26 protein-coding genes are annotated in these 26,141 nt (G+C 70.5%); 7 read left to right on the top strand and 19 right to left on the bottom strand.

Annotation, left to right across the window (positions count from 1 at the left end):
* Nucleotides 1-124: 124 nt before the first annotated feature.
* Together ACZ53K_RS16485 and ACZ53K_RS16480 are read right to left on the bottom strand one after the other, a co-directional pair.
* Nucleotides 125-880 carry an ABC transporter permease gene (locus ACZ53K_RS16485; protein ID WP_468836475.1) on the bottom strand — a complete coding sequence of 252 codons (756 nt, stop codon included), beginning with the start codon at nt 878-880 and terminating at the stop codon, nt 125-127.
* A gap of 4 nt (nt 881-884) precedes the next feature.
* Nucleotides 885-1,622: an ABC transporter permease gene (locus ACZ53K_RS16480; RefSeq protein ID WP_468836474.1), complete on the bottom strand. Its 738-nt coding sequence runs from the start codon at nt 1,620-1,622 to the stop codon at nt 885-887.
* Nucleotides 1,623-1,815: 193 nt separating this feature from the next.
* Between ACZ53K_RS16480 and ACZ53K_RS16475 the strand changes: the two genes are divergently transcribed.
* On the top strand, nt 1,816-3,012 hold the full coding sequence (locus ACZ53K_RS16475; protein ID WP_468836472.1) for an ABC transporter ATP-binding protein: 1,197 nt from the start codon (nt 1,816-1,818) through the stop codon (nt 3,010-3,012).
* Nucleotides 3,013-3,151: 139 nt separating this feature from the next.
* Here ACZ53K_RS16475 and ACZ53K_RS16470 read toward each other — a convergent pair whose 3' ends face one another.
* The 6 genes from ACZ53K_RS16470 to ACZ53K_RS16445 all read right to left on the bottom strand — a co-directional run bounded on the left by ACZ53K_RS16470 (nt 3,152) and on the right by ACZ53K_RS16445 (nt 8,497).
* Entirely contained in the window at nt 3,152-3,637 is a 486-nt protein-coding gene (locus tag ACZ53K_RS16470) for a DUF3180 domain-containing protein (protein WP_468836471.1), read from the bottom strand.
* Nucleotides 3,638-3,790: 153 nt separating this feature from the next.
* Complete coding sequence (folK, locus tag ACZ53K_RS16465) at nt 3,791-4,384, bottom strand: 2-amino-4-hydroxy-6-hydroxymethyldihydropteridine diphosphokinase (protein ID WP_468836470.1); 594 nt, start codon at nt 4,382-4,384, stop codon at nt 3,791-3,793.
* Nucleotides 4,381-4,740, bottom strand: coding sequence for a dihydroneopterin aldolase (gene folB, locus ACZ53K_RS16460; RefSeq protein WP_030019216.1), 360 nt, complete (start codon nt 4,738-4,740; stop codon nt 4,381-4,383). The genes folK and folB overlap by 4 nt, the downstream gene beginning before the upstream one ends.
* 418 nt (nt 4,741-5,158) lie before the next feature.
* Nucleotides 5,159-5,656, bottom strand: coding sequence for a nuclear transport factor 2 family protein (locus ACZ53K_RS16455; RefSeq protein ID WP_468836468.1), 498 nt, complete (start codon nt 5,654-5,656; stop codon nt 5,159-5,161).
* On the bottom strand, nt 5,653-6,573 hold the full coding sequence (gene folP, locus ACZ53K_RS16450) for a dihydropteroate synthase (protein WP_468836466.1): 921 nt from the start codon (nt 6,571-6,573) through the stop codon (nt 5,653-5,655). The genes ACZ53K_RS16455 and folP overlap by 4 nt, the downstream gene beginning before the upstream one ends.
* A 79-nt stretch (nt 6,574-6,652) precedes the next feature.
* Entirely contained in the window at nt 6,653-8,497 is a 1,845-nt protein-coding gene (locus tag ACZ53K_RS16445; protein WP_468836464.1) for a phosphatidylglycerol lysyltransferase domain-containing protein, read from the bottom strand.
* Nucleotides 8,498-8,637: 140 nt separating this feature from the next.
* Between ACZ53K_RS16445 and ACZ53K_RS16440 the strand changes: the two genes are divergently transcribed.
* A complete protein-coding gene (locus ACZ53K_RS16440; RefSeq protein ID WP_468836463.1) occupies nt 8,638-9,753 on the top strand; it encodes an alpha/beta hydrolase in 1,116 nt (371 codons plus the stop codon).
* Between the two features lie 228 nt (nt 9,754-9,981).
* On the opposite strand, the gene folE is transcribed toward ACZ53K_RS16440, so the two are convergent.
* From folE to dacB, 6 genes are all read right to left on the bottom strand, one after another.
* A complete protein-coding gene (gene folE, locus ACZ53K_RS16435; protein ID WP_031005586.1) occupies nt 9,982-10,587 on the bottom strand; it encodes a GTP cyclohydrolase I FolE in 606 nt (201 codons plus the stop codon).
* A 205-nt stretch (nt 10,588-10,792) separates the two neighbouring features.
* Nucleotides 10,793-12,805, bottom strand: coding sequence for an ATP-dependent zinc metalloprotease FtsH (gene ftsH / locus ACZ53K_RS16430; protein WP_468836461.1), 2,013 nt, complete (start codon nt 12,803-12,805; stop codon nt 10,793-10,795).
* 284 nt (nt 12,806-13,089) lie between these two features.
* Entirely contained in the window at nt 13,090-13,629 is a 540-nt protein-coding gene (gene hpt, locus ACZ53K_RS16425) for a hypoxanthine phosphoribosyltransferase (protein WP_468836540.1), read from the bottom strand.
* A gap of 87 nt (nt 13,630-13,716) precedes the next feature.
* Nucleotides 13,717-14,805, bottom strand: coding sequence for a tRNA lysidine(34) synthetase TilS (gene tilS / locus ACZ53K_RS16420; protein WP_468836460.1), 1,089 nt, complete (start codon nt 14,803-14,805; stop codon nt 13,717-13,719).
* Between the two features lie 208 nt (nt 14,806-15,013).
* Nucleotides 15,014-16,150, bottom strand: coding sequence for a zinc-dependent metalloprotease (locus ACZ53K_RS16415; RefSeq protein ID WP_468836458.1), 1,137 nt, complete (start codon nt 16,148-16,150; stop codon nt 15,014-15,016).
* Between the two features lie 259 nt (nt 16,151-16,409).
* Complete coding sequence (gene dacB / locus ACZ53K_RS16410; protein ID WP_468836538.1) at nt 16,410-17,921, bottom strand: D-alanyl-D-alanine carboxypeptidase/D-alanyl-D-alanine endopeptidase; 1,512 nt, start codon at nt 17,919-17,921, stop codon at nt 16,410-16,412.
* A gap of 200 nt (nt 17,922-18,121) precedes the next feature.
* On the opposite strand from dacB, the gene ACZ53K_RS16405 reads away from it, so the two are divergent.
* Nucleotides 18,122-18,619 (top strand): inorganic diphosphatase, encoded by a 498-nt coding sequence (locus ACZ53K_RS16405; protein ID WP_004571927.1) that lies wholly within the window; start codon nt 18,122-18,124, stop codon nt 18,617-18,619.
* A 99-nt stretch (nt 18,620-18,718) separates the two neighbouring features.
* Here the strand turns inward: ACZ53K_RS16405 and ACZ53K_RS16400 are convergent, their stop codons facing one another.
* Both ACZ53K_RS16400 and ACZ53K_RS16395 read right to left on the bottom strand, forming a co-directional pair.
* A complete protein-coding gene (locus ACZ53K_RS16400) occupies nt 18,719-20,506 on the bottom strand; it encodes a threonine/serine exporter family protein (protein WP_468836456.1) in 1,788 nt (595 codons plus the stop codon).
* A 313-nt stretch (nt 20,507-20,819) separates the two neighbouring features.
* A complete protein-coding gene (locus ACZ53K_RS16395; protein WP_468836453.1) occupies nt 20,820-21,539 on the bottom strand; it encodes a DedA family protein in 720 nt (239 codons plus the stop codon).
* 242 nt (nt 21,540-21,781) lie between these two features.
* On the opposite strand from ACZ53K_RS16395, the gene ACZ53K_RS16390 reads away from it, so the two are divergent.
* Nucleotides 21,782-22,153, top strand: coding sequence for a YbjQ family protein (locus ACZ53K_RS16390; RefSeq protein WP_468836451.1), 372 nt, complete (start codon nt 21,782-21,784; stop codon nt 22,151-22,153).
* A 70-nt stretch (nt 22,154-22,223) separates the two neighbouring features.
* Here the strand turns inward: ACZ53K_RS16390 and ACZ53K_RS16385 are convergent, their stop codons facing one another.
* Nucleotides 22,224-22,985: a MerR family transcriptional regulator gene (locus ACZ53K_RS16385; protein ID WP_468836448.1), complete on the bottom strand. Its 762-nt coding sequence runs from the start codon at nt 22,983-22,985 to the stop codon at nt 22,224-22,226.
* A 117-nt stretch (nt 22,986-23,102) separates the two neighbouring features.
* On the opposite strand from ACZ53K_RS16385, the gene leuE reads away from it, so the two are divergent.
* Complete coding sequence (gene leuE, locus ACZ53K_RS16380) at nt 23,103-23,765, top strand: leucine efflux protein LeuE (protein WP_468836446.1); 663 nt, start codon at nt 23,103-23,105, stop codon at nt 23,763-23,765.
* Nucleotides 23,766-23,817: 52 nt separating this feature from the next.
* Here the strand turns inward: leuE and ACZ53K_RS16375 are convergent, their stop codons facing one another.
* Together ACZ53K_RS16375 and ACZ53K_RS16370 are read right to left on the bottom strand one after the other, a co-directional pair.
* On the bottom strand, nt 23,818-24,294 hold the full coding sequence (locus ACZ53K_RS16375) for a hypothetical protein (protein WP_468836443.1): 477 nt from the start codon (nt 24,292-24,294) through the stop codon (nt 23,818-23,820).
* A 13-nt stretch (nt 24,295-24,307) separates the two neighbouring features.
* Nucleotides 24,308-24,772: an ATP-binding protein gene (locus tag ACZ53K_RS16370; protein ID WP_468836440.1), complete on the bottom strand. Its 465-nt coding sequence runs from the start codon at nt 24,770-24,772 to the stop codon at nt 24,308-24,310.
* A 234-nt stretch (nt 24,773-25,006) separates the two neighbouring features.
* Between ACZ53K_RS16370 and ACZ53K_RS16365 the strand changes: the two genes are divergently transcribed.
* Together ACZ53K_RS16365 and ACZ53K_RS16360 are read left to right on the top strand one after the other, a co-directional pair.
* Nucleotides 25,007-25,855, top strand: coding sequence for a helix-turn-helix domain-containing protein (locus tag ACZ53K_RS16365; protein WP_468836438.1), 849 nt, complete (start codon nt 25,007-25,009; stop codon nt 25,853-25,855).
* A 12-nt stretch (nt 25,856-25,867) separates the two neighbouring features.
* Entirely contained in the window at nt 25,868-26,059 is a 192-nt protein-coding gene (locus tag ACZ53K_RS16360; RefSeq protein ID WP_468836436.1) for a DUF397 domain-containing protein, read from the top strand.
* The last annotated feature ends 82 nt before the right edge of the window (nt 26,060-26,141 follow it).

The following is a 26,141-nucleotide window of genomic DNA, read 5'->3' as shown; positions in this document are numbered from 1 at the left end:
CCGTAAGCTCTGCGGGCTCTGCGGGCTCTGCGGGACCTGCGGGCCATGCGGGACCTGCGGGCCATGCGGGCCATGCGGGCCATGCGGGCCATGCGAACCCTGTGGGCCATGTGAGCCATGTGGGCTACGCCGGGCTCCCGGCCGCCGGAGCCGCGTCATCCGCCGGCATACGGGACTTCCGCGCCCGGCCGTCCCCCCGGCCCCGGCCCCGACCCCGACCCCGTCGCATCGGGTCGAAGGCGCGGTCCGTCAGCACCAGCAGCCCTTCGACCACCAGCGCCAGTACGGCGACCAGTACGGCGCCCGCCACCACCTGCGGCGTGTTGTAGTTGCCGAAGCCGGCAGTGATGATGCGGCCGAGGCCGCCACCGCCCGCGAGTGCGGCCAGGGTCGCCGTGGCCACGACCTGGACGCCGGCCGACCGCAGACCCGTCATGATCAACGGGTAGGCGAGCGGCAGCTCGACCCGCAGCAGCAGCTGCCGGCCGGACATGCCCATCCCGCGTGCCGCCTCGACCACGTCCCGGTCGGCCTCCCGCATTCCCACGTACGCGTTGGTCAGCAGCGGCGGCACCGCGAACAGCACCAGCGCGATGACCGTCGGCCAGTCCCCCGCCGTACCCAGCGGACTGAGCGTCAGCAGGACCAGTACGGCGAACGTCGGCACCGCGCGCCCCACGTTGGAAATGTTGACCGCCAGCGCCCCGCCCTTGCCGATGTGGCCCAGATACAGGGCGACCGGCAGGGCTATCAGACAGGAGATCGCCAGGCACATCGCGCTGAGGTAGACGTGTTCACCGAGCCGGTGCCACACCCCTTTCTCCCCGGCCCAGTTGGCCGAGGCCGCCAGCCAGTCCCAAGCTCCCGTTATCGCGTCCATCACCTCAGGCCACCGCCTTCTTCGCCCGGCCGGCCGCCCGCCGCTCAGCGCGCCGGGCCCGGGACCGCGCCCGCGCCTGCGCCCTGGTCCACGGCGTCAGCAGCCGCTGGAGGCCGATCAGCAGGACGTCGGCGACCACCGCCAGCAGCACGCACAGCACCGAGGCCGTCAGCACCTCCGCCTTGAAGAAGCCCTCCATGCCGCTGGATATGAGGTTCCCGAGGCCGCCGTAGCCGACCACGGCGCCGATGGTCGTCATGGCCACCGTCGAGACCGTCGCGATGCGCAGCCCGGCCGTCAACGCGGGCAGCGCCAGCGGGAGTTCGACGCCGAACAGCAGCTTCACGGGGCCGTAGCCCATGCCGCGGGCGGCCTCGCGGACCTCCTGCGGCACCGACTCCAGCCCGGCCAGTATGTTGCGCACCAGGATCGTCAGCGAATACAGCACCAGGCCCGTGACGACCACGGCGGCCGAGACGCCGAAGACCGGTGTCAGCAGGGCGAACATCGCCAGCGACGGGACGGTGTACACCATCGTCGTCAGTCCGAGGACCGGCCCCGCGGCGGCCCGCCAGCGACGCGCCGTGAGCGCCAGCGGGAAGGCGATCAGCAGGCCGAGGACGACGGACACCAGTGTGATGCCCACGTGCTGGACGGTCGCGTCCAGCAACTCCTGGCTGCGTGTCCGGACATACTCACCGCAGATCCAGTCGTTCGCCTCCAGGCAGCTCTGCGCACTCACCCGCGGTCACCTCCCCGCCCTGTCGCTCACATTTTCGGTGACTGTCTGCGACCCTATCCCCCACCACTGACAATCCGACCGGCCCGCCATCCAGTCGTCACAAAACACCGGCGGCAGGACGGATTCCGCGGGTAGGAGCCGGGGAGCACAGCGCGCCTACCCGGCCGGCGACCGTCCACACTGGGGAACCACCATGATCCGTTTCGAGCACGTCACCAAGAGCTACGCCGACGGCACCACCGCCGTCGACGACCTCTCGTTCGAGGTCGGGGAGGGCGAGCTGGTCACGCTCGTCGGGCCGTCGGGCTGCGGCAAGACCACGACGATGAAGATGGTCAACCGGCTCATCGAACCGACCAGCGGCCACATCTACCTCGATGGTGCCGACATATCGACCATCGACCCCGTCGAACTGCGCCGCCGCATCGGTTACGTCATCCAGCAGGTCGGCCTCTTCCCGCACAAGACCGTGCTGGACAACACCGCGACCGTTCCGCACCTGCTGGGCTGGCCGCGCAAGAAGGCCAGGGACCGCGCCGCCGAACTCCTCGACCTGGTCGGTCTGGACCCCGCGCAGTACGGGGACCGCTACCCCGACCAGCTCTCCGGCGGGCAGCGGCAGCGCGTCGGCGTCGCCCGCGCGCTCGCCGCCGACCCGCCCGTCCTGCTGATGGACGAGCCGTTCGGCGCGGTCGACCCGGTCGTGCGCGAGCACCTCCAGACGGAGTTCCTGCGGCTGCAGTCCACGCTCCACAAGACGGTGCTCTTCGTCACCCACGACATCGAGGAAGCTGTACGGCTCGGCGACCGCATCGCCGTCTACGGGACGGGCCGTGTCGAGCAGTTCGACACTCCGGCGACGGTGCTGGGGGCGCCGGCCACCCCGTACGTCGCGGAGTTCGTCGGCGCCGACCGCGGCCTCAAGCGGCTTTCGGTGACGCCGATCGAGACCGGTGATCTGGAGCAGCCGCCGGTGGTCCGGCTCGACGACGACGCGGCGCGGGCCGCGGCACGGCTGGCCGAGGAAGGAGCGGCGTGGGCCGTGGTGCTCGACGCGGAGGGGAACCTGCACGGATGGGTCTCGGCGGCGGGCCTGGGGGCCGCGGACGCCGACGCCGACAAGGACGCCGGGAAGGCCGGTGCCGGACGTGAGGTGCGGGACCACGCGCGGCGCATGGACGCGTGGCTGCCGCTCGGGGCGCCCCTGAAGCAGGCGTTCAGCACGATGCTCCAGCACGACGCCGGCTGGATCGCGGTGCTGGAGGAGGAACGATTCCTCGGAGTGCTGACCCCGGCGGGGCTCCACGCGGCGCTGCGGCGGTCCACGGCGGCCGACGCGGGGCGCTTGGAGCGCGGGGAGGTCGTGGTGGAGAGCGTGCCGAGCGCGTAGCCGAGCGGGGCGCGGAAGTCGGCGCGAGGGGCGTTCGGCCGCCGTCCGGGTGCGGGTCCGCTCCGGCTGGGGTGACATACCGCGGCCTGGCGGCCACTCGCCCTCAAACGCCGGACAGGCTGAAGTCAGACCGCGCCCCCTAAGCCGGGCTGGCGCCCCCCGCCTCGTCATCGTCCTCCGGCAGCTTGCACACCCGTTCCAGGTACAGGGCCGCCGCCACCACCGCCGCGCCGGCCAGGACCGAGAATCCCGCGTAGATGGCCTGGTCGCGGCGGGGGTCGACGTCGAGTCCCGCGGTCAGCAGGAAGACGCCGACGCCGCCGTACAGCCCGGACACCAGGGCGGCCACCAGGGCGCTCGCCTGGCCGAAGACGACGGCGCGGGCGGCGACCAGGGGGTCGACGCCCTTGGCGCCGGGGCGGCGTTCGCGCTGGGCGTTCAGGCGGGAGCGCAGGGACAGGGCGGTGGCGGTCAGTACGGCGGCGATCAGGGCCAGCACGATGGGGGCCGCCAGTGGCACGCTGGGCAGCGTGCCGAGGGAGTCCCACAGCCGGGCGCCGGCCCAGGCCAGCACCCCGGCCGCCAGGAACAGCCCGACCAGCACCTTGATGTGTAGCTGCTTCACCGAGCGTTCGCCCCTTGTGCCCTCGTCCTCGTACGTGTGATGCGGAATGCGGATGTACGCATGGTTCGCGGAGTTCGTGTGCCGTCGTGGTCCGGTATGCCGTACGGCGCCGGCGTCCGAAGACGTACCCGCCCGCACCTACCGGCCCAACGTCTACTCGGGCAGCCGCAGTTCCAGGTCCACCCGCGGCACGACGCCCTCACGGCCGACCGCCGACAGCAGCTCCACCACCGCGCCGCGGCCCGGAACCTCCGCCTCCGGGTCGACGTCGTGCCACGGCACCAGCACGAAGGCGCGCTCGTGGGCCCGCGGGTGGGGCAGGGTCAGCAGCGGGTCCTCGGAGACGACGTCCTGGTACGCCAGGATGTCGACGTCGATCGTGCGCGGGCCCCAGCGCTCGTCGCGGACGCGCTCGAAGGCCTCCTCGATGGCGTGGCCGCGCTCCAGCAGCGAGGCGGGCGGCAGCGTCGTCTTGATGAGCACCACGGCGTTGAAGTACGTCGGCTGCGAGCCGGGGTCGACGCCCCAGGGCTCGGTTTCGTACACCGGCGAGACGGCCTTGACGCGGACGCCCGGGGTGTCCTCCAGCGCGTCGATGGCGCCCTGAAGGGTCTCCAGGCGGTTGCCCAGGTTGCTGCCGAGGGAGATCACGGCGCGTTTCGGGTTGGAGAGCGTCACGTCCGCGGCGTCCACCCGCTCCACCACGGACGTGGGCACCGGCTGTACGGTCGGGTCACTGCTGGTCATACTCGGCTCCGGGTGATGGTGATGGTCACGTCGTCAAAGGGGACGGTGATCGGGGCGTCCGGTTTGTGGACGACCACCTCCACCTCCTGCACCCCCTCATGCTTGAGGCACTGGCCGGCGATGCGCTCCGCGAGCGTCTCGATGAGGTCGACGGGCTCGCCCTCGACGACGGCCACGACCTCCTCCGCCACGACGCCGTAATGCACGGTCTTCGCGAGGTCGTCGGTCGCCGCCGCCGGGCGGGTGTCCAGGCCCAGCACCAGGTCCACGATGAAGGTCTGGCCCTCTTCGCGTTCCCGGGGGAAGACCCCGTGGTGCCCTCGGGCCTTCAGCCCACGCAGCGCGACACGATCCACGCGAATCACACTCCCACTGGTCCCATTGGCACCTCTGGTACCACTGATCGTCGGAATTGCGGGCGGGAACCAGGAACTCCTCCGGCACGCCGCCCCATCATCGAATCTACCTGCGAGCACCGACAGCACGTGCCCACGGGGGCCATGGACAAGGCCCCCGTACGGCTGCTAGGCGGCTCCGCCGGGGCGCTCGGAGCCGGTGTCCGCGCGGCCACTACCCGCGGACCTGCGGTTCCACCCCTACCCGTACCGCACTTGGCTCGAACGGGTGCGCCGGAGTCGACCTCGCTGACGCTTCCCGCTGACGCGCCCCGGGGCGTCCCCGCAGGCCACCGACCTGGCGGCGGTCACCACACGTCCACCGGCCGCTCACACGCCGCCCGCGGAATCTCCCGAAGACTTCACGCGAGCTTCACGTTCAGACTCCGCCGCCCACGCCTCCGGCGCCCGGCCCGTCCTCGTCACCGGCTTCGCCGGCGTCACCGTCCCCGTCGTCGTCCTGGTCAGCCAGCACGGGAGAGCCGTGGTGCGACCAGACCCGCCAGCCCTCCTCCGTACGCCGGAAGACGTTGGTCGCGACGACCAGCTGGCCGATCAGCGGCCCGACCGAACCGTCGTCCTCGGCGGGCCCGCCGCTGAGGATGTTCTCGGTGCAGGTGACCAGCGCGGTGTCCCCGAGGACGTCGATCTCCACATCCGTCAGGAAGAACTGGATGTACTCGGTGTTCGCCATGATCAGGGCGTACGAGCGCAGCACCTCGCCGCGCCCGCGCAGCACCGGCCAGCCCGGGTGCACCACGCTCACCTGGCCGTCCATCCACATCTCGGACATGGCCGCGTGGTCGCCGCGCTCCATGGCCTCGTACAGGTCGGTGTTCGCCTGCTCGACCAGCTCGATGTCGGTACGTGGACTCACACCGCTCCCGTCGCGTCCGCCGCACCAGCGGCGCCCGTCACACTCGTCCCGTCCGTCTTCGGCGCCGCGCCTTCCACGGCCCGGGCCACCCGTACCGCGTCCGCGCTCGCGCGCACCTCGTGCACCCGCACCGCCCAGGCTCCCTCCCGCGCGACGATCGCCGACACCGCGGCCGTCGCCGCGTCCCGCTCACGGGCGGGCGGCGGAGCGGCCTGCGCGTCCCCTGCCAGCACCCTGCCCAGGAAACGTTTGCGCGAAGCGGCCACCAGCAGCGGACGGCCCAGTTCCCGCAGCCGCGCCAGGTGCGCGATCAGCGCCAGGTCGTGCCCGGCCTCCTTGGCGAAGCCCAGCCCGGGGTCCACGACGATGCGCTCGGGGTCGATGCCGCCGCCGACCGCCCGGTCCAGGCTCTGGCGCAGCTCGCCGAGCACCTCCGTGACGACGTCCCCGTACACGGCCCGGTTGTTCATGTCGATGGACCGGCCGCGCCAGTGCATGACCACGAAGGGCACCCCGGCCGCCGCGACCACCGGCACCATCGCCGGGTCGGCGGCGCCCGCGCTGACGTCGTTGACCAGCCGCGCGCCGGCCGCCACGGCCTGCTCGGCCACCGAGGCGCGCATGGTGTCCACCGACACCGTCGCGCCGGCGGCGCACAGCTCCCGTACGACGGGCACGACCCGGCGCAGCTCCTCCGCCTCGTCCACCCGGGCAGCGCCCGGACGCGTCGACTCGCCGCCCACGTCCACCAGGTCGGCGCCCTGCGCCACCAGGTCCAGGCCGTGCTTGACGGCCAGCTCGGTGTCGAACCACTGCCCGCCGTCGGAGAACGAATCGGGCGTCACGTTCACCACGCCCATCACCGCGCAGCGGCCCCAGTCCGGAAGTCCGGCCACCCGGCCGCGCAAGGTACTCATGTCCCCACCCTAGGCGTCTGCGGTACGGGCGCCGCCCACCCCCGGGAGGGGCGGACGACGCACCGGGAACGGAGCGTCGCTACGCCGCCGGTTCGACCTGTTCCGCGCCGATCGGGGCCGGGGTGTGTGCGCACGGCCGCGGCTCGGCGGCCTTCCTGCGGCGCAGCGCTCGGGGCAGGCCCAGCTCCAGGTAGCCCTCGGCCTGGAGTGCGGCCAGGCCGATGCGGGGGATGTCCCGGCTGTTGCGGAAGACCACGAAGCGCGGCTCCCAGCGCGGGCGGAACTTGTCGTTGAACTTGTACAGCGACTCGATCTGGTACCAGCGGGACAGGAAGATCAGCATGCCGCGCCAGATCCGGATGACCGGGCCCGCGCCCAGCTTCTCGCCGCGCTCCAGGGAGGAGCGGAAGACCGCGAAGTTCAGCGACACCTGCTTGATCTTCAGGTCGGGGGCGGCCTGCAGGGAGGCGACGATCAGCAGCTCGTTCATGCCGGGGTCGGCGGAGCGGTCGCGGCGCATCAGCTCCAGCGAGATGCCGTCCTTGCCCCACGGCACGTAGTGCTGCATCGCCTTCAGGTCGCCGAACGGGCCCGGCTCCTCGCCCTCGGCCGGCGCCAGGTGGGCGGTGGCGATCACCGCGTCGCCGTCCCGCTCGGCGTCGATCCGGCCCAGCGCCATGGAGAAGCCGCGCTCGGTGTCGGTGTCACGCCAGGCGTCGGCGGCCTTCTGGACGCGCGCCAGCTCCTCCGGCTCCAGGTCCCGCACCCGCCGTACCCGGGTCTCGTACCCGTTGCGCTCGATGCGCTTGACCATCTGCCGTACGTTGCGCATCGAGCGACCGGTGAGGGTGAAGTCCGCCACGTCGACGATCGCCTCGTCGCCCAGCTCCAGCGCGTCCATGCCGGTCTCGCGGGTCCAGACCTGGCCGCCGGTCTCGCTGCAGCCGGTGACGGCCGGGGTCCAGGAGTGCGCCCTGGCCTCTTCCATGAAGCGCTCGATGGCGCCCGGCCAGGCCTCCACGTCGCCGATCGGGTCACCGCTGGCGAGCATCACGCCCGATATGACCCGGTAGCAGACGGCGGCCTTGCCGGTCGGCGAGAAGACCACGCCCTTGTCGCGGCGGAGCGCGAAGTAGCCGAGGGAGTCGCGGCCGCCGTGCCTGGCGAGCAGCTCGCGCAGTTGCTCCTCGTCCTGGTCGGTGAGCCGGGCGGCCGGGTGCTCGGGGCGGAAGGCCAGGTAGGCGGTGGTGGCGACGGTCAGCAGGCCGAGTGCGCCGAGTGAGTAGCCGACGGTGTAATCGACATTGTTCGCGTACCGGACCGGGCCCTCGAATCCGAAGAGTCCCCACATGACGTGTTTGAACCGTTCCCACACCGACGGGTCACCGATGATCCGGTGCGGGTGGGAGTTCACGATGACCAGGCCGAGGCCGAAGCTGATGCCGCCGAGGGCGACGAAGTTCAGCAGGGCCTTCACCCGGCTGCGCGGGTCGGGCAGCGCCTCGAAGGCGCGCCGGTGCCACACCAGGAAGGCCAGCAGGGCCAGCGAAAGCGCCGCGCCCACGATGGAGTGACGGTAGACGAGCTGCGCCGCGATGCCCACGGGCAGCAGCGACACGGCCGCCACCCAGGCCCGGCGCTTACGCCGTTTGAGCCCGTGGGCGAGCATCAGCAGCAGGATGCCGACGACGATGGAGGAGGCCGCTGCCAGCGCGCTCACGGCGCCCGGCAGGACCTCCGCCAGGGCATGGAGCCTGCTGTGCCGGAAGCGGGGAAACAGCCCGGCCACCAGGTTCAGCAGTCCGACGACCGCTCCGGCCGTCCCCACCAGTGGCGGCACCTTTTCCGGGCGGGGGCCGCGCAGCCAGCGTGGCGGACGCCACGCAACCGTCCCGGACTTTTCGCCATCTAGCCTGTCAGACATTACTTTCCCGTCGCCCCGGTCGAGAGAACGTGCGAGTCTTAGTCGCAGCATCTGGACTTTTGCGCCCTGTATGACGGCGTTTCAGGGCTCGGGGTTCCACCTGCGGCCTGACTGACCGGCCGCCCGGAAGAAAGCACCACATGGGTCTCACCAGCAAAAAAGTGCTGCTCCTGGCCGTCCTTTTCGCGGTAGCGCTCTTTGTCCTCACCATCTGGCTCTGGCCGCGCCTGTCCAAGCACAACTGGCGCACCGTCCTCGGCCGCATCGGTCTGCTGCTGGCGACCCAGCTGTCGATCTTCGCCTCGATCGGCCTCTTCGCGAACAATTCGTTCGGTTTCTACGCATCATGGGCGGACCTGTTCGGCAAGGAGCAGGAGCCGGGCGTGGTGACGAATTACGAGACCGGCCCGGACGGCACCAAGCTGAAGAAGCTCGGCAGCGAGCACGTCGGGGTGCCGGGCGGTTCCAAGCCGCACGTGGGCGGCCGAATAGACAAGGTCGTCCTCAAGGGCGAGAAATCCAAGATCAACAGCCCGGCGTTCGTCTACCTGCCGCCGCAGTACTTCCAGCCCAAGTACGCGAAGAAGCGTTTCCCCGCCTCCGTGGTCCTGACCGGCTACCCGGGCACCGCGCAGGCCCTCTACAAGAAGCTGCACTTCCCGCAGACCCAGCACGACCTGGTCCGCAAGAACAAGAGCCAGCCGACGATACTGGTCATGATGCGGCCGACCGTCGTGCCGGGCCGGGACACGGAGTGCGTGGACGTCCCGAACGGCCCGCAGGCCGAGACCTTCTTCACCCACGACGTGCGGCACGACATAGCCAGCCACTACCGGGTCGGCACCGACGCCAAGAACTGGGGCATCATCGGCGACTCCACGGGCGGCTACTGCGCCCTGAAGATGACGATGCGCCACCCGAAGACCTTCTCCACCGGCGTGGCCCTCTCCGGCGATTACAAGGCCGCCCACGACGCGGAGACCGGCGACCTGTTCGGCGGCAGCAAGCAGCTGGAGCGGGAGAACAACCTGCTGTGGAGGCAGCAGAACCTGCCCGCGGCACCGGTGAACCTCCTCGTCACCTCCAGCAAGCAGGGCGAGCCCAACTACAAGGACACGCTGAAGTTCATCCAGCAGACCAAGTCCCCCGGCCGGATCGCGGCGATCATCCTCGACAGCGGCGGCCACAACTTCAACACCTGGCGCCGTGAGATACCCGCCGCCTTGGAGTGGATGGGCGGCCACCTCAAGGCGTGACGGAACTCCGCCCCAGGGGGCGAGGCACGGAGCGGGGGGGGGGGGGGGGGGGGGGGAGGGGGGGGGGGGGAGGGGGGGGGGGGGGGGAGGGGGGGGGGGGGGGGGGGGGGGGGGGGGCGGGCGGGGCCCGGTGGACATCCACCGGGCCCCGCCCGCTCCGTACGGCGTCCCAAAACGGCTCAGGCGGGCTCAGGCCCGCCGGCAGGCGCTCCAGGCCGCCGCAGGACGTCAGCGCGCCAGTATCAGGCTCATCGCCTCGGAGCGGGTCGTGGAGTCCCGCAGCTGGCCGCGTACGGCCGAGGTGGTCGTCTTGGCGCCCGGCTTGCGTATGCCGCGCACCGACATGCACATGTGCTCGGCCTCGATCACCACGATGGCGCCGCGGGCCTCCAGGATGCGCATCAGGGAGTCCGCGATCTGCGTGGTGAGGCGTTCCTGCACCTGCGGGCGGCGGGCGAAGACCTCGACCAGGCGGGCCAGCTTGGACAGCCCGGTGATCTTGCCGCTGTCCGCCGGGATGTAGCCGACGTGCGCGACGCCGTGGAAGGGCAGCAGGTGGTGCTCGCACAGCGAGACGATCTCGATGTCCTTGACCAGCACCATCTCGTCGTGGCCGAGGTCGAAGGTGGTCGTCAGGACGTCCTCGGGCTCCTGCCGCAGCCCGGCCAGGATCTCCTTGTAGGCCCGCGCCACCCGGGCCGGCGTCTCCAGGAGGCCCTCCCGGTCCGGGTCCTCACCGACAGCGATCAGCAGTTCGCGTACGGCGTTCTCGGCGCGCTTCTCGTCGAACTCGCCGATCTTGCCGTCGCCGTCCAGCGTCACCGGATCGGTCATCTCGTGCCTCGTTCCTGTTGCGCCCGCTCCACACGCGGAGTACCACACGTCCAGGCTAGAACCCGTGAGGCGCCGCATTCATTCCGGGGCCGGTGTGGATCCCGTAACGAATCCGGCAAACCGGGCCACCCCGCCACGGAAAAACCGGGCCCGTACGGAAGCTTCCGTACGGGCCCGGTTCTCGCGTTTCACCGCTGCCGAGCGGTCAGCCCTCGGGGTTCTGGTCCTCGGGGGCCTCGGCCTTCTCCGTCGAGACGGCCGGCGTCGAGGGGGCCGCGCCGTTGGCCGGCGCGAGCTCCTTCGGGGACAGCACCGGCGGGCGCGTCGACGGCGTACGCCGCGAGGAGCCGGTCCACGCGGGGCGGGCCGGGCGCTTGACGATGTGCTTGAAGACCTCGGCGACCTCTTCCTTGTTCAGCGTCTCCTTCTCCAGGAGCTGCAGAACCAGGTTGTCGAGGACGTCGCGGTTTTCGACCAGGATCTCCCACGCCTCGTTGTGCGCGGTCTCGATGAGCTTCTTGACCTCTTCGTCGACCAGCGCGGCGACCTCTTCGGAGTAGTCGCGCTGGTGACCCATCTCACGGCCGAGGAACGGCTCGGCATTGTCGGAGCCGAACTTGATCGCGCCGAGCCGCTCGGTCATGCCGTACTGCGTGACCATGGCACGGGCCGTCGCGGTCGCCTTCTCGATGTCGTTCGCGGCGCCGGTGGTCGGGTCGTGGAAGACCAGTTCCTCCGCCGCCCGGCCACCGAGCATGTACGCCAGCTGGTCGAGCATCTCGTTGCGCGTGGTCGAGTACTTGTCCTCCTCCGGCAGCACCATGGTGTAACCCAGGGCCCGCCCGCGGGACAAGATCGTGATCTTGTGGACCGGATCGGAGTTCGGGGAAGCCGCCGCGACCAGGGCGTGTCCGCCCTCGTGGTACGCGGTGATCTTCTTCTCCTTCTCGGACATGATGCGGGTCCGCTTCTGCGGCCCGGCCACCACGCGGTCGATCGCCTCGTCCAGGAACTTGTTGTCGATCAGCTTGGCGTCACTGCGGGCCGTCAGCAGGGCGGCCTCGTTCAGCACGTTCGACAGGTCGGCACCGGTGAAGCCGGGGGTGCGCTTGGCGACGGCCGACAGGTCGACGTCCGGCGCGACCGGCTTGCCCTTCTGGTGGACCTTGAGGATCTCCAGGCGGCCCTGCATGTCCGGACGGTCGACGGCGATCTGCCGGTCGAAGCGGCCGGGGCGCAGCAGCGCCGGGTCCAGGATGTCCGGGCGGTTCGTGGCGGCGATCAGGATGACGCCGCCCTTGACGTCGAAGCCGTCCATCTCGACGAGGAGCTGGTTCAGCGTCTGCTCACGCTCGTCGTGACCGCCGCCGAGGCCCGCGCCGCGGTGCCGGCCGACGGCGTCGATCTCGTCGACGAAGACGATCGCCGGGGCGTTCGCCTTGGCCTGCTCGAACAGGTCACGGACCCGGGAGGCACCGACACCGACGAACATTTCGACGAAGTCGGAACCGGAGATCGAGTAGAACGGGACGCCCGCCTCGCCGGCCACGGCGCGCGCGAGCAGCGTCTTGCCCGTACCGGGCGGGCCGTACAGCAGCACACCCTTGGGAATCTTGGCGCCGACGGCCTGGAACTTGGCCGGCTCCTGGAGGAACTCCTTGATCTCGTGGAGCTCCTCGACGGCCTCGTCCGACCCCGCGACGTCCGAGAACGTCGTCTTCGGCGTGTCCTTGGTGATCAGCTTGGCCTTGGACTTCCCGAAGTTCATGACCCGGGAGCCGCCGCCCTGCATCTGATTCATCAGGAACAGGAAGACCACGACGATCAGCACGAACGGCAGCAGCGAGAGCAGTACGCCGACGAACGGGTTCTGCTTCGACGGGGAGACGGTGTAACCGTCCTTGATCTCGCCGGTCTGGTACTTGGCCTGCAGGTTCTTGGCCAGGTCGACGCCCTGGTCGCCGATGTAGCTCGCCTGCAGCTTGTTGGAGCCGTCGACCTTGTTGTCGCCGGACAGCTCGACCTTGATCTTGTTCTCGTCGCCGGTCGTCAGCTCGGCGGATTTCACCTTGTTGTCAGTGATCGCCTTGACGACCTGACCGGTGTCCACCGTCTTGTAGCCGCCGGACGAGCCGACGACCTGCATCAACACGACCACGGCGAGGACGGCCAGCACGATCCACATGACCGGCCCACGGAAGTATCGCTTCACGTCCATCCATACGGAGCCGTCTAGGCCCCGTCCCTCCTGCCACAGTGAGGCACAACAGCCCTGTGGAGGGCTGGTCGTGCGTACGGTGTATTACTGGCCCGAAAAAAGACTGACCTTCGGACGGTACCCCAGCATTGTCACCCGACGACGCCGCCCACGGTTAACAATGCAGCTTCGGATGCCGTTCTCCCTGCTCCAACGGCGGGGGACCCCACGGGGTTCCCGCCGCCGGACTCCGGTCGGTCCCGGGCCCCGGCCGCACCGGGTGCGGCCGGACGGGCCGGCGCCGCTCAGCCGCCGTAGACGTGCGGCGCGAGCGTGCCCACGAACGGCAGGTTGCGGTACTTCTCCGCGAAGTCCAGGCCATAGCCCACGACGAACTCGTTGGGGATGTCGAAGCCGATCCACTTCACGTCGATGGCGACCTTCGCCGCGTCGGGCTTGCGCAGCAGCGTGCAGACCTCCAGGCTGGCGGGCTCACGCGAGCCGAGGTTCGACAGCAGCCAGGACAGCGTCAGGCCGGAGTCGATGATGTCCTCGACGATCAGGACGTGCTTGCCCTTGATGTCGGTGTCGAGGTCCTTGAGGATGCGCACCACTCCGGAGGACTGGGTGCCCGCGCCGTACGACGACACGGCCATCCAGTCCATCGTGACGGGGGTGGACAGTGCGCGGGCCAGGTCCGCCATGACCATCACGGCGCCCTTGAGTACGCCGACGAGGAGCAGGTCCTTGCCCGCGTACTCCGCGTCGATCTTCGCGGCCAGCTCTGCCAGCTTCGCGTCGATCTCTTCCTTGCTGATGAGCACCGACTGAAGGTCGGAACCCATGTCCTTGTCGTCCACCCGTGCCACTCTCGCTCGGTTCGGTGTCGTGAGACTCGTGAAGCGGGGCGGTGCCCTTCGGTGTCCTGCGGCTCAGCCCTGCCGGATCACCAGTCTGCCACCCTGCCGTCGCACACCCACCCGCCCGGGGAGGTTGACGGTCCCCTGACCCCGCCAGCCGGTGATCAGCCGGTCCACTTCCTCGATGTGCCGGGCGAAGAGCGAACCGGCCGGAGCGCCCGCCGCGATGGCGGCCCGGCGCAGCACCCGGCGGCGGACGGCCGCGGGCAGCGCGTACAGCCGGGTGACGTCGAGGGTGCCGCGCTCGTCCAGGACCGTGCGCTCGGCCTCGGCGGCCCAGGAGTCCAGGGCGTCGGCGTCGTCACGGGAGAGCTGCGCCGTACGGGCCAGGGCCTCCACGACGCCCTTGCCGAGCGCCTTCTCCAGCGCGGGCAGGCCCTCGTGGCGCAACCGGGAGCGGGTGTAGAGCGGGTCGGTGTTGTGCGGGTCCTCCCACACGGGCAGCGACTGGATCAGACACGCCTTGCGGGCGGTCTGCCGGTCGACCTCCAGGAACGGGCGGCGGTAGCGGCCGCCGCGGCCGGTCTTCGCCGCCATGCCGGACAGCGAACGGGTGCCGGAACCACGGGCGAGCCCCAGCAGGACCGTCTCTGCCTGGTCGTCACGGGTGTGGCCGAGGAGGACGGCGGCGGCGCCGTGCCGTTCGGCGGCGGCGTCCAGGGCGGCGTAGCGGGCGTCCCGGGCGGCGGCCTCGGGCCCGCCGGCCCGGCCCACCTCGACGGCCACCGCGTCGACCGGGTCCAGACCGAGGGAGCGCATCCGCAGGACGACCTCGGCGGCGCGGACGTCGGAGCCGTCCTGCAGGCCGTGGTCGACGGTGATGCCGCCGGCCCGTACGCCCAGCCGGGGCGCCTCGAAGGCCAGTGCGGAGGCGAGTGCCATGGAGTCGGCGCCGCCGGAGCACGCGACGAGCACCAGCGGGGGCCCGTCCGCCGCGGCGGACACCGGCGGCGCCCCGGCGGATCGTGCGGGGCCCGCGGGGACCGGCTGGTGCGCGGGGGACGCAGCGGCCGGGGAGTGCGAGGAGTGGTGGTTCAGTACGTCGTGAAGTACGCGGCGGACCGCCACGCGTATCGCGGCGACCGCTGGATGGGGACCCATGTCCGTTTCCAATCGTCAGCTGGGGGGCCTCGGGCCGTCTACGGCTTTTCGTCACACAGAGTGCCTAGATGGTGACAGAGACGAGCTGTTCCCCGAGCATTGCACGCCCATCCTGCGGTCACGGTCCCTCAGAAGAGTGATTGAGGGGAGCGTTCACCTGCCTCGCGGTGCGCCCGGCTCACAACTCCGCCCCACCGGGCTCCGCCCCCTAGCGGTGCACCCGCGCGACCCAGTCCGCCGGTTTGGCGATCTCCTGTTTCGTCGGCAGCGTGTTCGGCGACGTCCACACCCGGTTGAAGCCGTCCATGCCGACCTCGTCCACCACCGCCCGCACGAACCGCTCGCCGTCCCGGTACTGCCGCAGCTTCGCGTCCAGCCCCAGCAGCTTGCGCAGTGCCTGGTCCAGGCGGCCCGCGCCGCTGGCCCGCCGCTTCTGGAACTTCTCCCGGATCTCCGCCACGGACGGCACCACGTCCGGCCCGACACCGTCCATCACATAGTCGGCGTGGCCCTCCAGGAGCGACATCACCGCGGTCAGCCGGGCCAGGATCTCCCGCTGCGCCGGGGTCTGCACCAGGTCGACGAAGCTGCGGCCCCCGTCGTCGCCCTCCTCGCCCTCCGGCCGGCCGCCGGTCAGCGACTGGGCGGCCTCCCGCAGCCGCTCCAGCAACGTGCCCGGGTCGATCTCGGTCTCGCCGAGGAAGGACTGGATCTCGCCCTCGATGTGGTCGCGCAGCCAGGGCACGGCCGTGAACTGCGTACGGTGCGTCTCCTCGTGCAGGCAGACCCACATACGGAAGTCGTGCGGATCCACCTCCAGCTCCCGCTCCACGTGCACGATGTTCGGCGCGACGAGCAGCAGCCGGCCGCCCTGCGCCGCGGCCGGCAGGTCACGGGAGGCCGGCGCGAAGGTCTCGTACTGGCCGAGGACCCGCGACGCCAGGAACGACAGCAGCATCCCCAGCTCCACGCCGGTCACCTTGCCGCCGACGGCCCCCAGCACCGCGCCGCCCGGCACGGAGGAACGCCGCTCCTCCATCTTCTGGAGCAGCGGTTTGAGCAGCGCCCGGAAACCGGCCACGTTCGCCTTGATCCAGCCCGGCCGGTCCACCACCAGCACCGGGGTGTCGTGCCCCTGCTGTGCCTGCTCCCCCTCCGTCTCCGGTTGCACCATGCGGGTGAACGCCCGCACATGCTCCTCGGAGGACTTCGCGTGCCGCCGCAACTCGGCGACGATCGCCCGCGCCTCGTCCCGGCTCACCTCTGGCCCCGGCCGTACGAACCGGGTCGCGGTCGCTACCGCGAGGTTCCAGTCGACCATCTCCACACCACCGATGCTCGTCATGGGTTCACGGTACGTGGGCGCATCCGCTTGGGGTAGCGCGGCGCCCTTCGGGCGCGGTTTCCCGGACCGCGGTGACGGTTCGCATATGGCTGCGGGTCCGTTGTGCCTGCGGCGGGCGGTGGCCGCTGCGCGGGGCGGTCTGGTTCGGGGACGGGCCTGCGCGGCAGGCCGCTCCGGCCCGTCCCCTTCCGTGGGAAGGGTGGGGAAGGAGGGTTGGTGGAAGCTGGTGTGGGTGGTGTGGTGCTGGTGGGTTGGAGGCTTAACGGCAGCCGCAGTTGGCCACGGTGGATGCCAGGTGGTCCAGGGCTTGTTGGGCGGCCTGGGGGTCGGTGGTGTTGTTGGTCATGAAGGCGAAGGCCAGGAGGCGGCCGTCGGTGTCGACGACCGTGCCGGCCAGGGTGTTCACGCCGGTGAGGGTGCCGGTCTTGGCCCGTACGGTGCCCGCGCCGGCCTTTTCGTCCGCGTAGCGGCTGCTGAGGGTGCCGGTGAAGCCGGCGACCGGCAGGCCGGTGGCGATGGAGCGGAGTTCGGGGTGGTCGGCGGAGGTCGCCAGGACGAGCAGGCGGGAGAGCAGGGCCGCCGAGACCTTGTCGTCGCGGTCCAGGCCGCTGCCGTCCTCGAAGACGGCGTCGGTCAGCGGCAGTTTCAGCTTCGCCAGCGTCTTGTGCACGGCCCTGCCCGCGCCTTCGAAGCCGGCCGGTTCCCCGGTGGCCAGGGCCGTCTGGCGGGCCAGCGCCTCGGCGATGTCGTTGTCGCTGTGGGTCAGCATCCGCTCGACGAGGCCGGAGAGCGGCAGGGAGCGGGTGGTGGCGAGGCGGCGGGCCTTGGCGGGGGCCGTGGTCTTGGCCGGAGTGCCTTCGACCGTGACGCCTCGTTCGGTGAGCAGCGTGGCGAAGGTACGGGCCGCGGAGGCGGCCGGGTCGCCGTCGCGGGGTGCCGGTCCGGAGCGGGTGTCGTCGAGGCGTCCCTCGTCGGCCATGAGGGGGCTGACGGGGGCGATGTTCTCGTTGGGACTTATGGGGTGGAGGAGCGGGCCCGTATACGCCGAGGTGTCGTAACCGAGCCGGACCGTGTCCGCACCGTGCTTCTTGAGCGCGCGGGCCGTGTCGTCGGCCAGCGCGCGCAGGCTGGCGGGCTGGTCCTGGGCGTCCTGCTCCGGGGCGCGGGCGGTGAGGGTGGGGTCGCCGCCGCCGACCAGGACGATCCCGCCGGCGTTCTCGACGACGGTGGTGTCGATGCGGTGCTCGGGGCCGAGCGCGGACAGCGCGGCGGTGGCGGTGGCGAGCTTGACCGTGGAGGCGGGGGTGGCGTTACGGGCCGGTTCGACGCCGAAGAGTTCACGGCCGGTCGCGGCGTCCACGACGGAGGCGGTACGCAGCGAGCCGAGCGCCGGGTCCTTCATGAGCGGCGCGAGGGCGTTCTTGATGCCCTCGCCACTGGGCGCGGGCGCGGCGCCGTGCGCGGGGTTGCCGAGGGCGGCCAGGACGGGCGGCGCGCTGGGCTTGCGAGCGCCGCCGCCCGGAACGTGATGCTCGCCACGCGTACCGCCGGGCGCCGCGGCGCGGGCACGCTCGGCCGTACGCTGACCGGAGTCCCACGGACCGGCCGCCACCGCCGTTCCGGCCGCCACCAGCAGGCCCAGAACGGTGGAGCTGGCCGTCAGCCGTACGGTCTGCCGCTGCTGCTTGGAGGCGGACCACCAGGCGGTACGGGCGGAATCCGTGGCGGACCGGTAGGCCGTACGCGCCGAGCCGCCCGCCGAACGGGTCATGGACACGGCGGCGGAACCCGCCGACCGCGCCGAACCCGCCGCCGTCCTGGCGGAACGTTGCGCCAACCGCTGCGCGGCCTGCCACCTGACCTGCCACGACCTGGTCTCCGGCACCTAGGACCAGCCCCTTTCGCCACCACACACCTGCGTGGGGGACACTTAATCACCAGACGTATGTGTTGATCATGGAGGAGCCACCCGTGGAGTTCGACGTCACCATCGAGATCCCGAAGGGTTCGCGGAACAAGTACGAGGTGGACCACGAGACCGGACGGATCCGCCTGGACCGTCGACTCTTCACCTCGACCAGCTACCCGGCCGACTACGGCTTCGTCGAGAACACCCTCGGCGAGGACGGCGACCCGCTGGACGCGCTGGTCATCCTGGACGAGCCGACGTTCCCCGGATGCCTGATCAAGTGCCGCGCCATCGGCATGTTCCGGATGACCGACGAGGCCGGCGGCGACGACAAGCTGCTGTGCGTCCCGGCGTCCGACCCGCGCGTGGAGCACCTGCGCGACATCCACCACGTGTCGGAGTTCGACCGCCTGGAGATCCAGCACTTCTTCGAGGTGTACAAGGACCTGGAGCCCGGCAAGTCCGTCGAAGGCGCGGACTGGGTCGGCCGCGCCGAGGCCGAGGCCGAGATCGAGGCGTCCTTCAAGCGCCTGGAGGCGCAGGGCGGCGCCCACCACTGACGGGATTTTTGACCGTACGCGAACGGGCGGCACCCCTGCTTGGGGTGCCGCCCGTCGTCGTGACACGGCTCGGCAGGGCCGCCGGTGCGCGGCCTTCCGTCAGAAGCCTCGCGTCCGCTTCGCCGCGCGCCGTTCGCCCGGCTCTTCCTGAGTCGCGCCAGGGGCCCTCATGAAGAGGCGGGCGATCTCGCCTCCGAGGTTCACGCCGACGGCGATGGCCAGGGCCAGGGAGGCGGCCTTGATGAGGGACGAGACGCCGGGGCCGATGTCGCCCTGGGCGAAGTTGAGCAGGCCGAAGTAGGTGGCGCTACCGGGCAGCAGCGGCCCGATCGCGGCCGTCACGTACGGCAGCGCGGAAGCGTACCGGTAGCGGCTCAGGAGCTGGCCGAAGAGGCCGACGATGCCGGCCGCGATGGCCGTGGCGGGCACCGCGTTCATGTTGCTGACGTTGGCGAGCGCGCCGTACACGACCCAGGCGACCCCGCCGTTGAGCGTGGCGAACAGGACGGTGTGACGTTCCTGCTGCAGCAGTACGCAGAAGGCCAGGGCCAGCAGCATCGCGGCCACGATCTGCACCGGCGGATCGTTGAACAGCGCGAATCCGGCCGCCGGATAGAGATACTCCGGGTTGAGCTGGAGCCCGATGTAGAGCGCGGCGAGCACGCCGATGACGATGCCGACGATGAGGTAGCCGACTTCCAGCAGGCGTGCCGACGCGGTGATGTAATACCCCGTCAGGCCGTCCTGTACGGCGGCCACCAGCGCCCGTCCCGGGATCAGCGCGAACAGCCCACCGGTGATCACCGCGGACGCCTGGACGGCGACGTGCGAGAAGCTCAGGGCGACCCCTATGGCGGCCGGCGGCATGGCCGCGACCACGAACTGGTAGAACTCCGGCAGCCCGCGGCTGGACGCCAGCCAGGCCAGCCGGTCGCCGAGCATCGAGCCGATCGCCGCCGCGATGAAGACGATCATCCCGCCCCCGACCAGCATGCTCGCGGCGCCGGACAGCAGCCCGGAGGCGAGGGTGAGTGCCCAGCTCGGGTAGGGGTGCCGGTTACGGCGTATCTCGGCCAGGCCGCGGTACGCCTCCTCCAGGGTGATGCCCTCGGAGGTGATGTCGTCGACGAGGCGGAAGACCGCGGAGAGCCGGGTGTAGTCCACGCCGCGCCGCCGTACCGTACGGCTGGCCGTCACCGGGTCGTCGACCAGCGACGGCTGGTAGGAGATCGACAGCAGCGTGAAGGTGACGGTGGGCTCGACCCGCTCCAGCCCGTAGGCGTGCGCGACGCCGAACATCGCGGCTTCCACGTCCTCCGCGCCCTCGCCGCCCGCCAGCAGGATCTCGCCGATACGCAGCGTCAGGTCCAGCACGCGCGGTACGGCGGGTCCGCTCTCCTCGGCGCGCTCCGCCCGCTCGGGGACGGGCCGCTCGCCGACCGGCATCCGCAGCATGGTGCGCATCCGGTCCTGCCAGGGCGTCTGCTTGGTCAGGCTGATGACGGGGATACCGTGCGGCGGGGTGAAGGCGGGCCAGCCAGCCGGGGTCCGGTCGGGCAGCTGCTGCTGGCCGGTGGTACTGCCGGTGCCGGCGGGCGGGGTGAAGGCGGACCCCTCCGGTTCGGCCGGCGCCTCGGCCTTCAGCCCCTCGGGCAGGGCGAACTCGGAGGTGGGGTGCTCCTCCTCGGGGGTCTGCGGGTACGGCATGCCGGGCGGCGGGGTGAAGGCGCTGCGCGCCTCGTCCGACTGGAGTTTGCGCTCCTCGGACTGATCCGCTCCGCCGTTCGTACCGTTACTGGCGCCGTGTGCACCTTTGACGCCGTTCACGCTGTTCTTCCCGTTCGTGCCGTTGGTTCCGCGCTGGCCCCGCTGTGCGTCCGACGCCACGTCTCTTCGCTCCTCGTACGCCTCCTGCCGACCGTCAAGGACACGATGCCTGATGGTCGGCAGGGGCGCGCGTGGCGGGGCCCTTACTGAGGTTCATATGAGCTGCGAGTGTCCCCTGCGTCTCAGGGGAAACCCGTGAATCCCGGCCCGGCGGTCATCAGTGGCGTCGCGCGGCGGCCACCGGCACCCCGTGTGCGCAGGTCACCGGCACCGCCGTACACAGAATCCCGTAGCGCGCACACCGGCGGTACCGCCGATCGGGCTCAGCGCTGGGTGCTGAATGCCGGGTGTCCGGGTGCTGGGTGCTGGGTGCTCAGCGTTTGGCGTGCCGGCCGCGGCGGCCGTCGTTGCCGGGCTGGCGGGGCGGCTGGACGGCGCCCGCCGGGCCGTACGACTCCTGAGCCGCGGCCTTCTTGCTCTTGCCGCGGGCGCGCAGGTACTCGATGGCGATCGGGACGACCGAGATCAGCACGATCGCGACAAGGATCAGCTCGATGTGCTTGTGGACGAACTCGATGTTGCCCAGGGAGGCGCCGAGCAGAGTGACACCCGCGCCCCACAGGGTGCCGCCGATGACGTTGAAGGTGATGAACGAGCGGTAGTTCATCTTGCTCACGCCCGCGATGATGGGCGTGAAGGTCCGTACGATCGGCACGAAACGGGCCAGGATCAGCGACTTCGGTCCGTGCTTCTCGAAGAACTCGTGCGCCTTCTCCACGTTCTCCTGCTTGAACAGCTTGGAGTCCGGGCGCTTGAAGAGCGACGGCCCGACCTTGCGGCCGAAGAGATAACCGGCCTGGTCACCGAGGACCGCCGCCAGCACGATCAGCAGGCACACCAGCCACAGCGGCTTGTCCAGCTTGTCGGTCGTCACCAGCAGGCCGGTGGTGAACAGGAGCGAGTCGCCCGGCAGGAAGAAGCCGATCAGCAGGCCGGACTCCGCGAAGACGATGATCAGCACGCCGATCAGCCCGAACGTGCCGATCAGGTAGTCCGGGTCCAGCCACTGGGGGCCGAGCGCGAGAGTATTCACGGGGTGAAGGCTCCTGGGTCGAGGGCGCCGGATCGTGCGGTACGACGGGGATGCAGGCGCAGTGTGCGGCCCAAAGCTATCAACGCCGGACGACGGGACGTGGTTCCAGCCGCCCCCTACGGCCCTCACCACCCCTCGGCACGGCCCGCCGGATCCCCCGCCTCCACTCTTCCCCCATGAGACGCTCCCCTCCAGGAGCCCGCCCGCCGGGCGGCTCACCGCACGGAGGGACAGGACACACGATGGGCATCGAGGAGTTCGGTGGCGGCCAGGCCGCGCAGGCCGACGTGCTGGTGGTGACGACCAACGACGTACCCGGATACGAGGTGCAGCGGGTCATCGGCGAGGTCTTCGGCCTGACGGTCCGCTCCCGCCACCTGGGCAGCCAGATCGGGGCCGGGCTAAAGTCGATGATCGGCGGCGAGCTGAAGGGCCTGACGAAGACGCTGGTGGAGACCCGTAACCAGGCCATGGAACGGCTGGTGGAACAGGCGCGGGCACGCGGCGCGAACGCCGTGCTGATGTTCCGCTTCGACGTGACGGAGGCGGCGGACGTGGGCACGGAGGTCTGCGCGTACGGCACCGCCGTCGTCATCGCCCCGAAGGGCGCCTGACAAGGCCGCCCGAGGAACCCGCCGCACGGCCGTACGGGCGAGGGGGCGCGCACCCCTTGCCCGTACGGACTCAGCTGTTGCGGACCGCGTTGGCCAGCATCGCGTCGCGCAGGTAGACGGCCAGACCGGGCCGGATCGCCTCATAGGTGGCGGTGAAACGCTCGTCCGCGACGTACATCTCGCCGAGACAGGTGTGCATCTCGTACGAGCAGTCGTAGTACCCGGACGAGATGAACCGGCGGTGCTCCTCGGCCACGTCCATCGCCTCGGCCGAGTCGGCGGGCAGCCCGCGCTCCATCGCCCCGGCCATCTTGCGGTGCACGGCGTCGAACTCCTCCGTCAGCCGCTTCCAGTCCTCCTTGGTGTACGAGGCCGTCCGCCGCTGCGACTCCTTGTACGCATCGGTGTCCCCCCAGCGCTCGCGCACCTCGTCGACGTACTCGTCCGGGTCGAAGTCCCCGAACACCTCGAACTTCTCCTCCGGGGTCAGATTGACGCCCATCTTGCGTGCCTCCATCGCGTGTTCGACGGCGGCGGCCATCGCCTGGAGCTTGCCGATCCGCGCACTCAGCAATTCGTGCTGCCGCCGCAGATGCTCCTGCGGGTCGGCGTCCGGATCGTCCAGGAGGGCCGCCACCTCGTCGAGCGGGAAGCCGAGCTCCCGGTAGAACATGATCTGCTGGAGCCGGTCGAGATCGGCGTCGCCGTAGCGCCGGTGGCCCGCGTGGTTGCGCTCCCCCGGCACCAGCAGCCCGATCTCGTCGTAATGGTGCAATGTGCGCACCGTCACACCGGCAAACCCAGCGACCTGCCCCACCGAATAGCCCGCCATCCCGCCCTCCATCCCTCTCGGTACGCACTCCACGATGAGTCCTCACGCCACGTGAGGTGCAAGTCCGTATACCGGAAACCTGTGGGACGCACGGGACACGAGTGGCATCCTGCCGCCATGCTGGGGATAACCGACCTTCCAACCTACCTGGCGGGCCTCGCGCTCATCATTCTGCTGCCGGGCCCGAACTCGCTGTACGTCGTCTCCGTGGCCGCCCGCCGCGGCCCGCGCGTCGCCTACCGCGCGGCGGCCGGCGTACTGTGCGGCGACACCGTGCTCATGACGCTGTCCGCGGGCGGCGTGGCCTCACTCCTCCAGGCCAGCCCGGTCCTCTTCACGATCGTCAAATTCGCCGGCGCGGGCTACCTGACCTGGCTCGCGGTCGGGATGCTGCGCGGCGCGTGGTCACTGGGGCGCAACCGGGAGACCGCGAAGTCCCTCCGCAAGAAGACCACGGACGGCGCCCAGCCCGCCCAGGAACGCCCGTACCGCCGCGCCCTGGTGATCAGCCTCCTCAACCCGAAGGCGATCCTCTTCTTCATCTCCTTCTTCGTCCAGTTCGTCGACCCGCACTACGCCCACCCCGTCCTCTCCTTCCTCACCCTCGGCGCCTGGGCCCAACTCTTCAGCCTCACCTACCTCTCCCTCCTCATCTTCACCGGCACCTACCTCGCCGCCACCTTCCGCCGCCGCAAGCGCCTGACGGCGGGGCTGTCGGCGGGGGCGGGGGCGGCGTTCCTCGGATTTGCGGCGAAGCTTTCGCTGGCGAGTGCGGGATGACGGTCGTACACGGCGATACGTGCGGGGCAGAACGTACGCGAGGCCGGGCGCGCTAACCCCGCGTGGCACCCACCGGCCAGATGACCTCGACCGGCACGCCCACCCGCCGGGCGTACGCCACCACGTCGGCCGTCCCGCCATGGCCCCTGGCCGGTTTTCCGTCCCATACGGCGAGCGCCCGGTCGACCATGCCCACGAGCATCTCGCTGCCCGCCATATGTGCCTCCGGGCATGAATCCAGCAAGCCGGTCCGGTGAATCTCCACTGCCTGTCCCAGGAGGGCGTCGTACGTGGCGTGGTGGCCGCCAGGAAGCCCGGCACGGTAGCCCTCCGCTGGGATAACGGCCTCGATGCGCCCGCCCAGAGCGATCACGATCTCCGCGAACCACGCGTCGGGGCCATCCGCGAGACAGGAGACGCCACGCAGGCCCGCGGGTTCGTGCCGCCGCAGCCGCGCCTCCATTTCGACGCGTACGGCCTTCTCGACGGTCCCGGAGAGCCCTCTGTGACCAGTGATTCCCACGCGCACGGTACGGCCCCTCTCACATCTCCCAAGCCAGACTGGGTACGACGTCCGCCCGCCCCCTGTGGTCGAGCGCGAACCACACGCCCTTGCAGGTTCGCCGTTCGCTGTTGGGCCGGTAGACGCCCCATCGTGACGCGAGTGCCTCGATCAGCCTCAGTCCGCGCCCCGACTCATCCGGAGCGGGCAGCCGCAAGAGCCGGCTGCCCGGCGCGTCGTCCCACACGGTCACGTGTACGCGGCTGTGCTGCACGGAGACGTCCAGGCGCACGACGCATACCGTCGTGTGCCGGTACGCGTTCGTGACGAGTTCGCTCACCATCACGCGTACGTCGTCAATCACTTCGCCGTGCCCTGTCAGAGCGAGCAGGTCGGCGATCACAGCCCGGGCGATCTTCGGTGCGGTATCGCCGCTGGGCAGCTCGAAACGGAACTTGCGGCGGTCTTCGAGGGGTTCGATGGGCCGTGCTGGTGCGAAAGTCATCGCTACGTCTCCCAACGCGGTCGTACGCGATGCCCGCCGCCGTGGCTCCGGCCCCCGTGCCCGCGTCAAGGCTCGGGCATGGGGCTGCACTTCGGATATACCGGCGTGCGGCGCTTGATGGGACGACAGTAGCGGTTGGCGTCTCACTAGTTGTACGTAATCTCTCAACCGATGCGACTCAGTAGCTCCCTGCGGGTACCCGGGCCACACTGAGACCCGACAGAAGGGGAGTGGATGCCACCCAGGAAAGCGCCGACAGCACGCCAGCGGCGCGTGGGCACCGAGTTGCGGAAGATGCGGGAGCACGCAGGCCTCACGCCGGCCGAGGCCGCAGCCCTGCTCGGTACCGACCGGACCACCATCAGCAACACCGAATCCGGCCGCTTCGGAGTGAGCCGGGGCCGGGTGCGCGCGTGGGCGACGCACTACGCATGTCCCGACACCGCATACATCGACAGCCTTGCCGCCATGGCGGAGGAACGCGTCAACGGCTGGTGGGAGGACTACCGGGGAGACCTTTCGAGCGGCGCGCTCGACCTGGCCGAGCTCGAACACCACGCCGTCGCGCTGCGCGCGGTGCAGATCATGCACATGCCCGGCCTGCTCCAGTCCGAGGACTACGCCCGCGCCGTCTTCGCCGAAGCCGTGCCGTCTCTGGCCCCCGCCGCCCTCCGCCGTCGACTGTCACACCGGTTGCGGCGCCGCGACGTACTGGACCGCCCGACACCTCCGGCCTGCACGTTCCTGATCCACGAAGCCGCGTTGCGGATGGAGTTCGGCGGCCGGGCAATTGCCCGCGCGCAGCGGGAGTACCTGCTCAAAGAGATGGAGCGGGACAACGTCGAGGTCCGCGTCATTCCGTTCGGGGCGGGGTTTCCGAACGCTGGAAGTTCGACGCTCTACGCGCACGGCCCCGTGCCGCAGCTCGACACCGTGCAGACAGACACACCGACGGGGCCTGCATTCCTGGACGCAGAGACACGGCTCGCAAACTATCGGGCGGTCCTCGATCGCACTCAAGAACGATCCCTTACACCTGCGGAGTCGTTCGACTTCGTTCACCAAGTGGCACAACAAGCATGAAGGCTGGGAACAGTGGACATTCAGTGGCGGAAGTCGTCCATGTCGACCGACGCAGAGGGAAACTGCGTAGAAATTGCGGCACTCGAAGGTCATATCCTGATACGCGAGAGCGATGACCCGCAGGCCATTATCAAGACAACTCAGGCCAAGCTGCGCGCGTTCCTCTCCGATGCCAAGGGCGGCAAGTTCGACACCTTGGCATGACTCCGACCACCGGCCCCTCCATCCATGCAGATGGAGGGGGCTCGCACCTGCGGTAGCAAGGCATGTCAGCTCAGGTCTCACA

The organism is Streptomyces sp. NPDC033221 (assembly GCF_055577005.1).
This window is presented reverse-complemented; position numbering and strand designations above follow the sequence as displayed.

Coding starts and splice junctions, on each gene's coding strand:
- ACZ53K_RS16485 (WP_468836475.1), bottom strand. CDS start 880: ATGGACGCGATAACGGGAGCTTGGGACTGGCTGGCGGCCTCGGCCAAC.
- ACZ53K_RS16475 (WP_468836472.1), top strand. CDS start 1,816: ATGATCCGTTTCGAGCACGTCACCAAGAGCTACGCCGACGGCACCACC.
- folK (WP_468836470.1), bottom strand. CDS start 4,384: ATGACCAGCAGTGACCCGACCGTACAGCCGGTGCCCACGTCCGTGGTG.
- folP (WP_468836466.1), bottom strand. CDS start 6,573: ATGAGTACCTTGCGCGGCCGGGTGGCCGGACTTCCGGACTGGGGCCGC.
- ACZ53K_RS16445 (WP_468836464.1), bottom strand. CDS start 8,497: ATGTCTGACAGGCTAGATGGCGAAAAGTCCGGGACGGTTGCGTGGCGT.
- ACZ53K_RS16440 (WP_468836463.1), top strand. CDS start 8,638: ATGGGTCTCACCAGCAAAAAAGTGCTGCTCCTGGCCGTCCTTTTCGCG.
- folE (WP_031005586.1), bottom strand. CDS start 10,587: ATGACCGATCCGGTGACGCTGGACGGCGACGGCAAGATCGGCGAGTTC.
- ftsH (WP_468836461.1), bottom strand. CDS start 12,805: ATGGACGTGAAGCGATACTTCCGTGGGCCGGTCATGTGGATCGTGCTG.
- hpt (WP_468836540.1), bottom strand. CDS start 13,629: ATGGGTTCCGACCTTCAGTCGGTGCTCATCAGCAAGGAAGAGATCGAC.
- tilS (WP_468836460.1), bottom strand. CDS start 14,805: ATGGGTCCCCATCCAGCGGTCGCCGCGATACGCGTGGCGGTCCGCCGC.
- ACZ53K_RS16415 (WP_468836458.1), bottom strand. CDS start 16,150: ATGACGAGCATCGGTGGTGTGGAGATGGTCGACTGGAACCTCGCGGTA.
- dacB (WP_468836538.1), bottom strand. CDS start 17,921: ATGACCCGTTCGGCGGGCGGCTCGGCGCGTACGGCCTACCGGTCCGCC.
- ACZ53K_RS16390 (WP_468836451.1), top strand. CDS start 21,782: ATGGGCATCGAGGAGTTCGGTGGCGGCCAGGCCGCGCAGGCCGACGTG.
- ACZ53K_RS16385 (WP_468836448.1), bottom strand. CDS start 22,985: ATGGCGGGCTATTCGGTGGGGCAGGTCGCTGGGTTTGCCGGTGTGACG.
- leuE (WP_468836446.1), top strand. CDS start 23,103: ATGCTGGGGATAACCGACCTTCCAACCTACCTGGCGGGCCTCGCGCTC.
- ACZ53K_RS16370 (WP_468836440.1), bottom strand. CDS start 24,772: ATGACTTTCGCACCAGCACGGCCCATCGAACCCCTCGAAGACCGCCGC.
- ACZ53K_RS16365 (WP_468836438.1), top strand. CDS start 25,007: ATGCCACCCAGGAAAGCGCCGACAGCACGCCAGCGGCGCGTGGGCACC.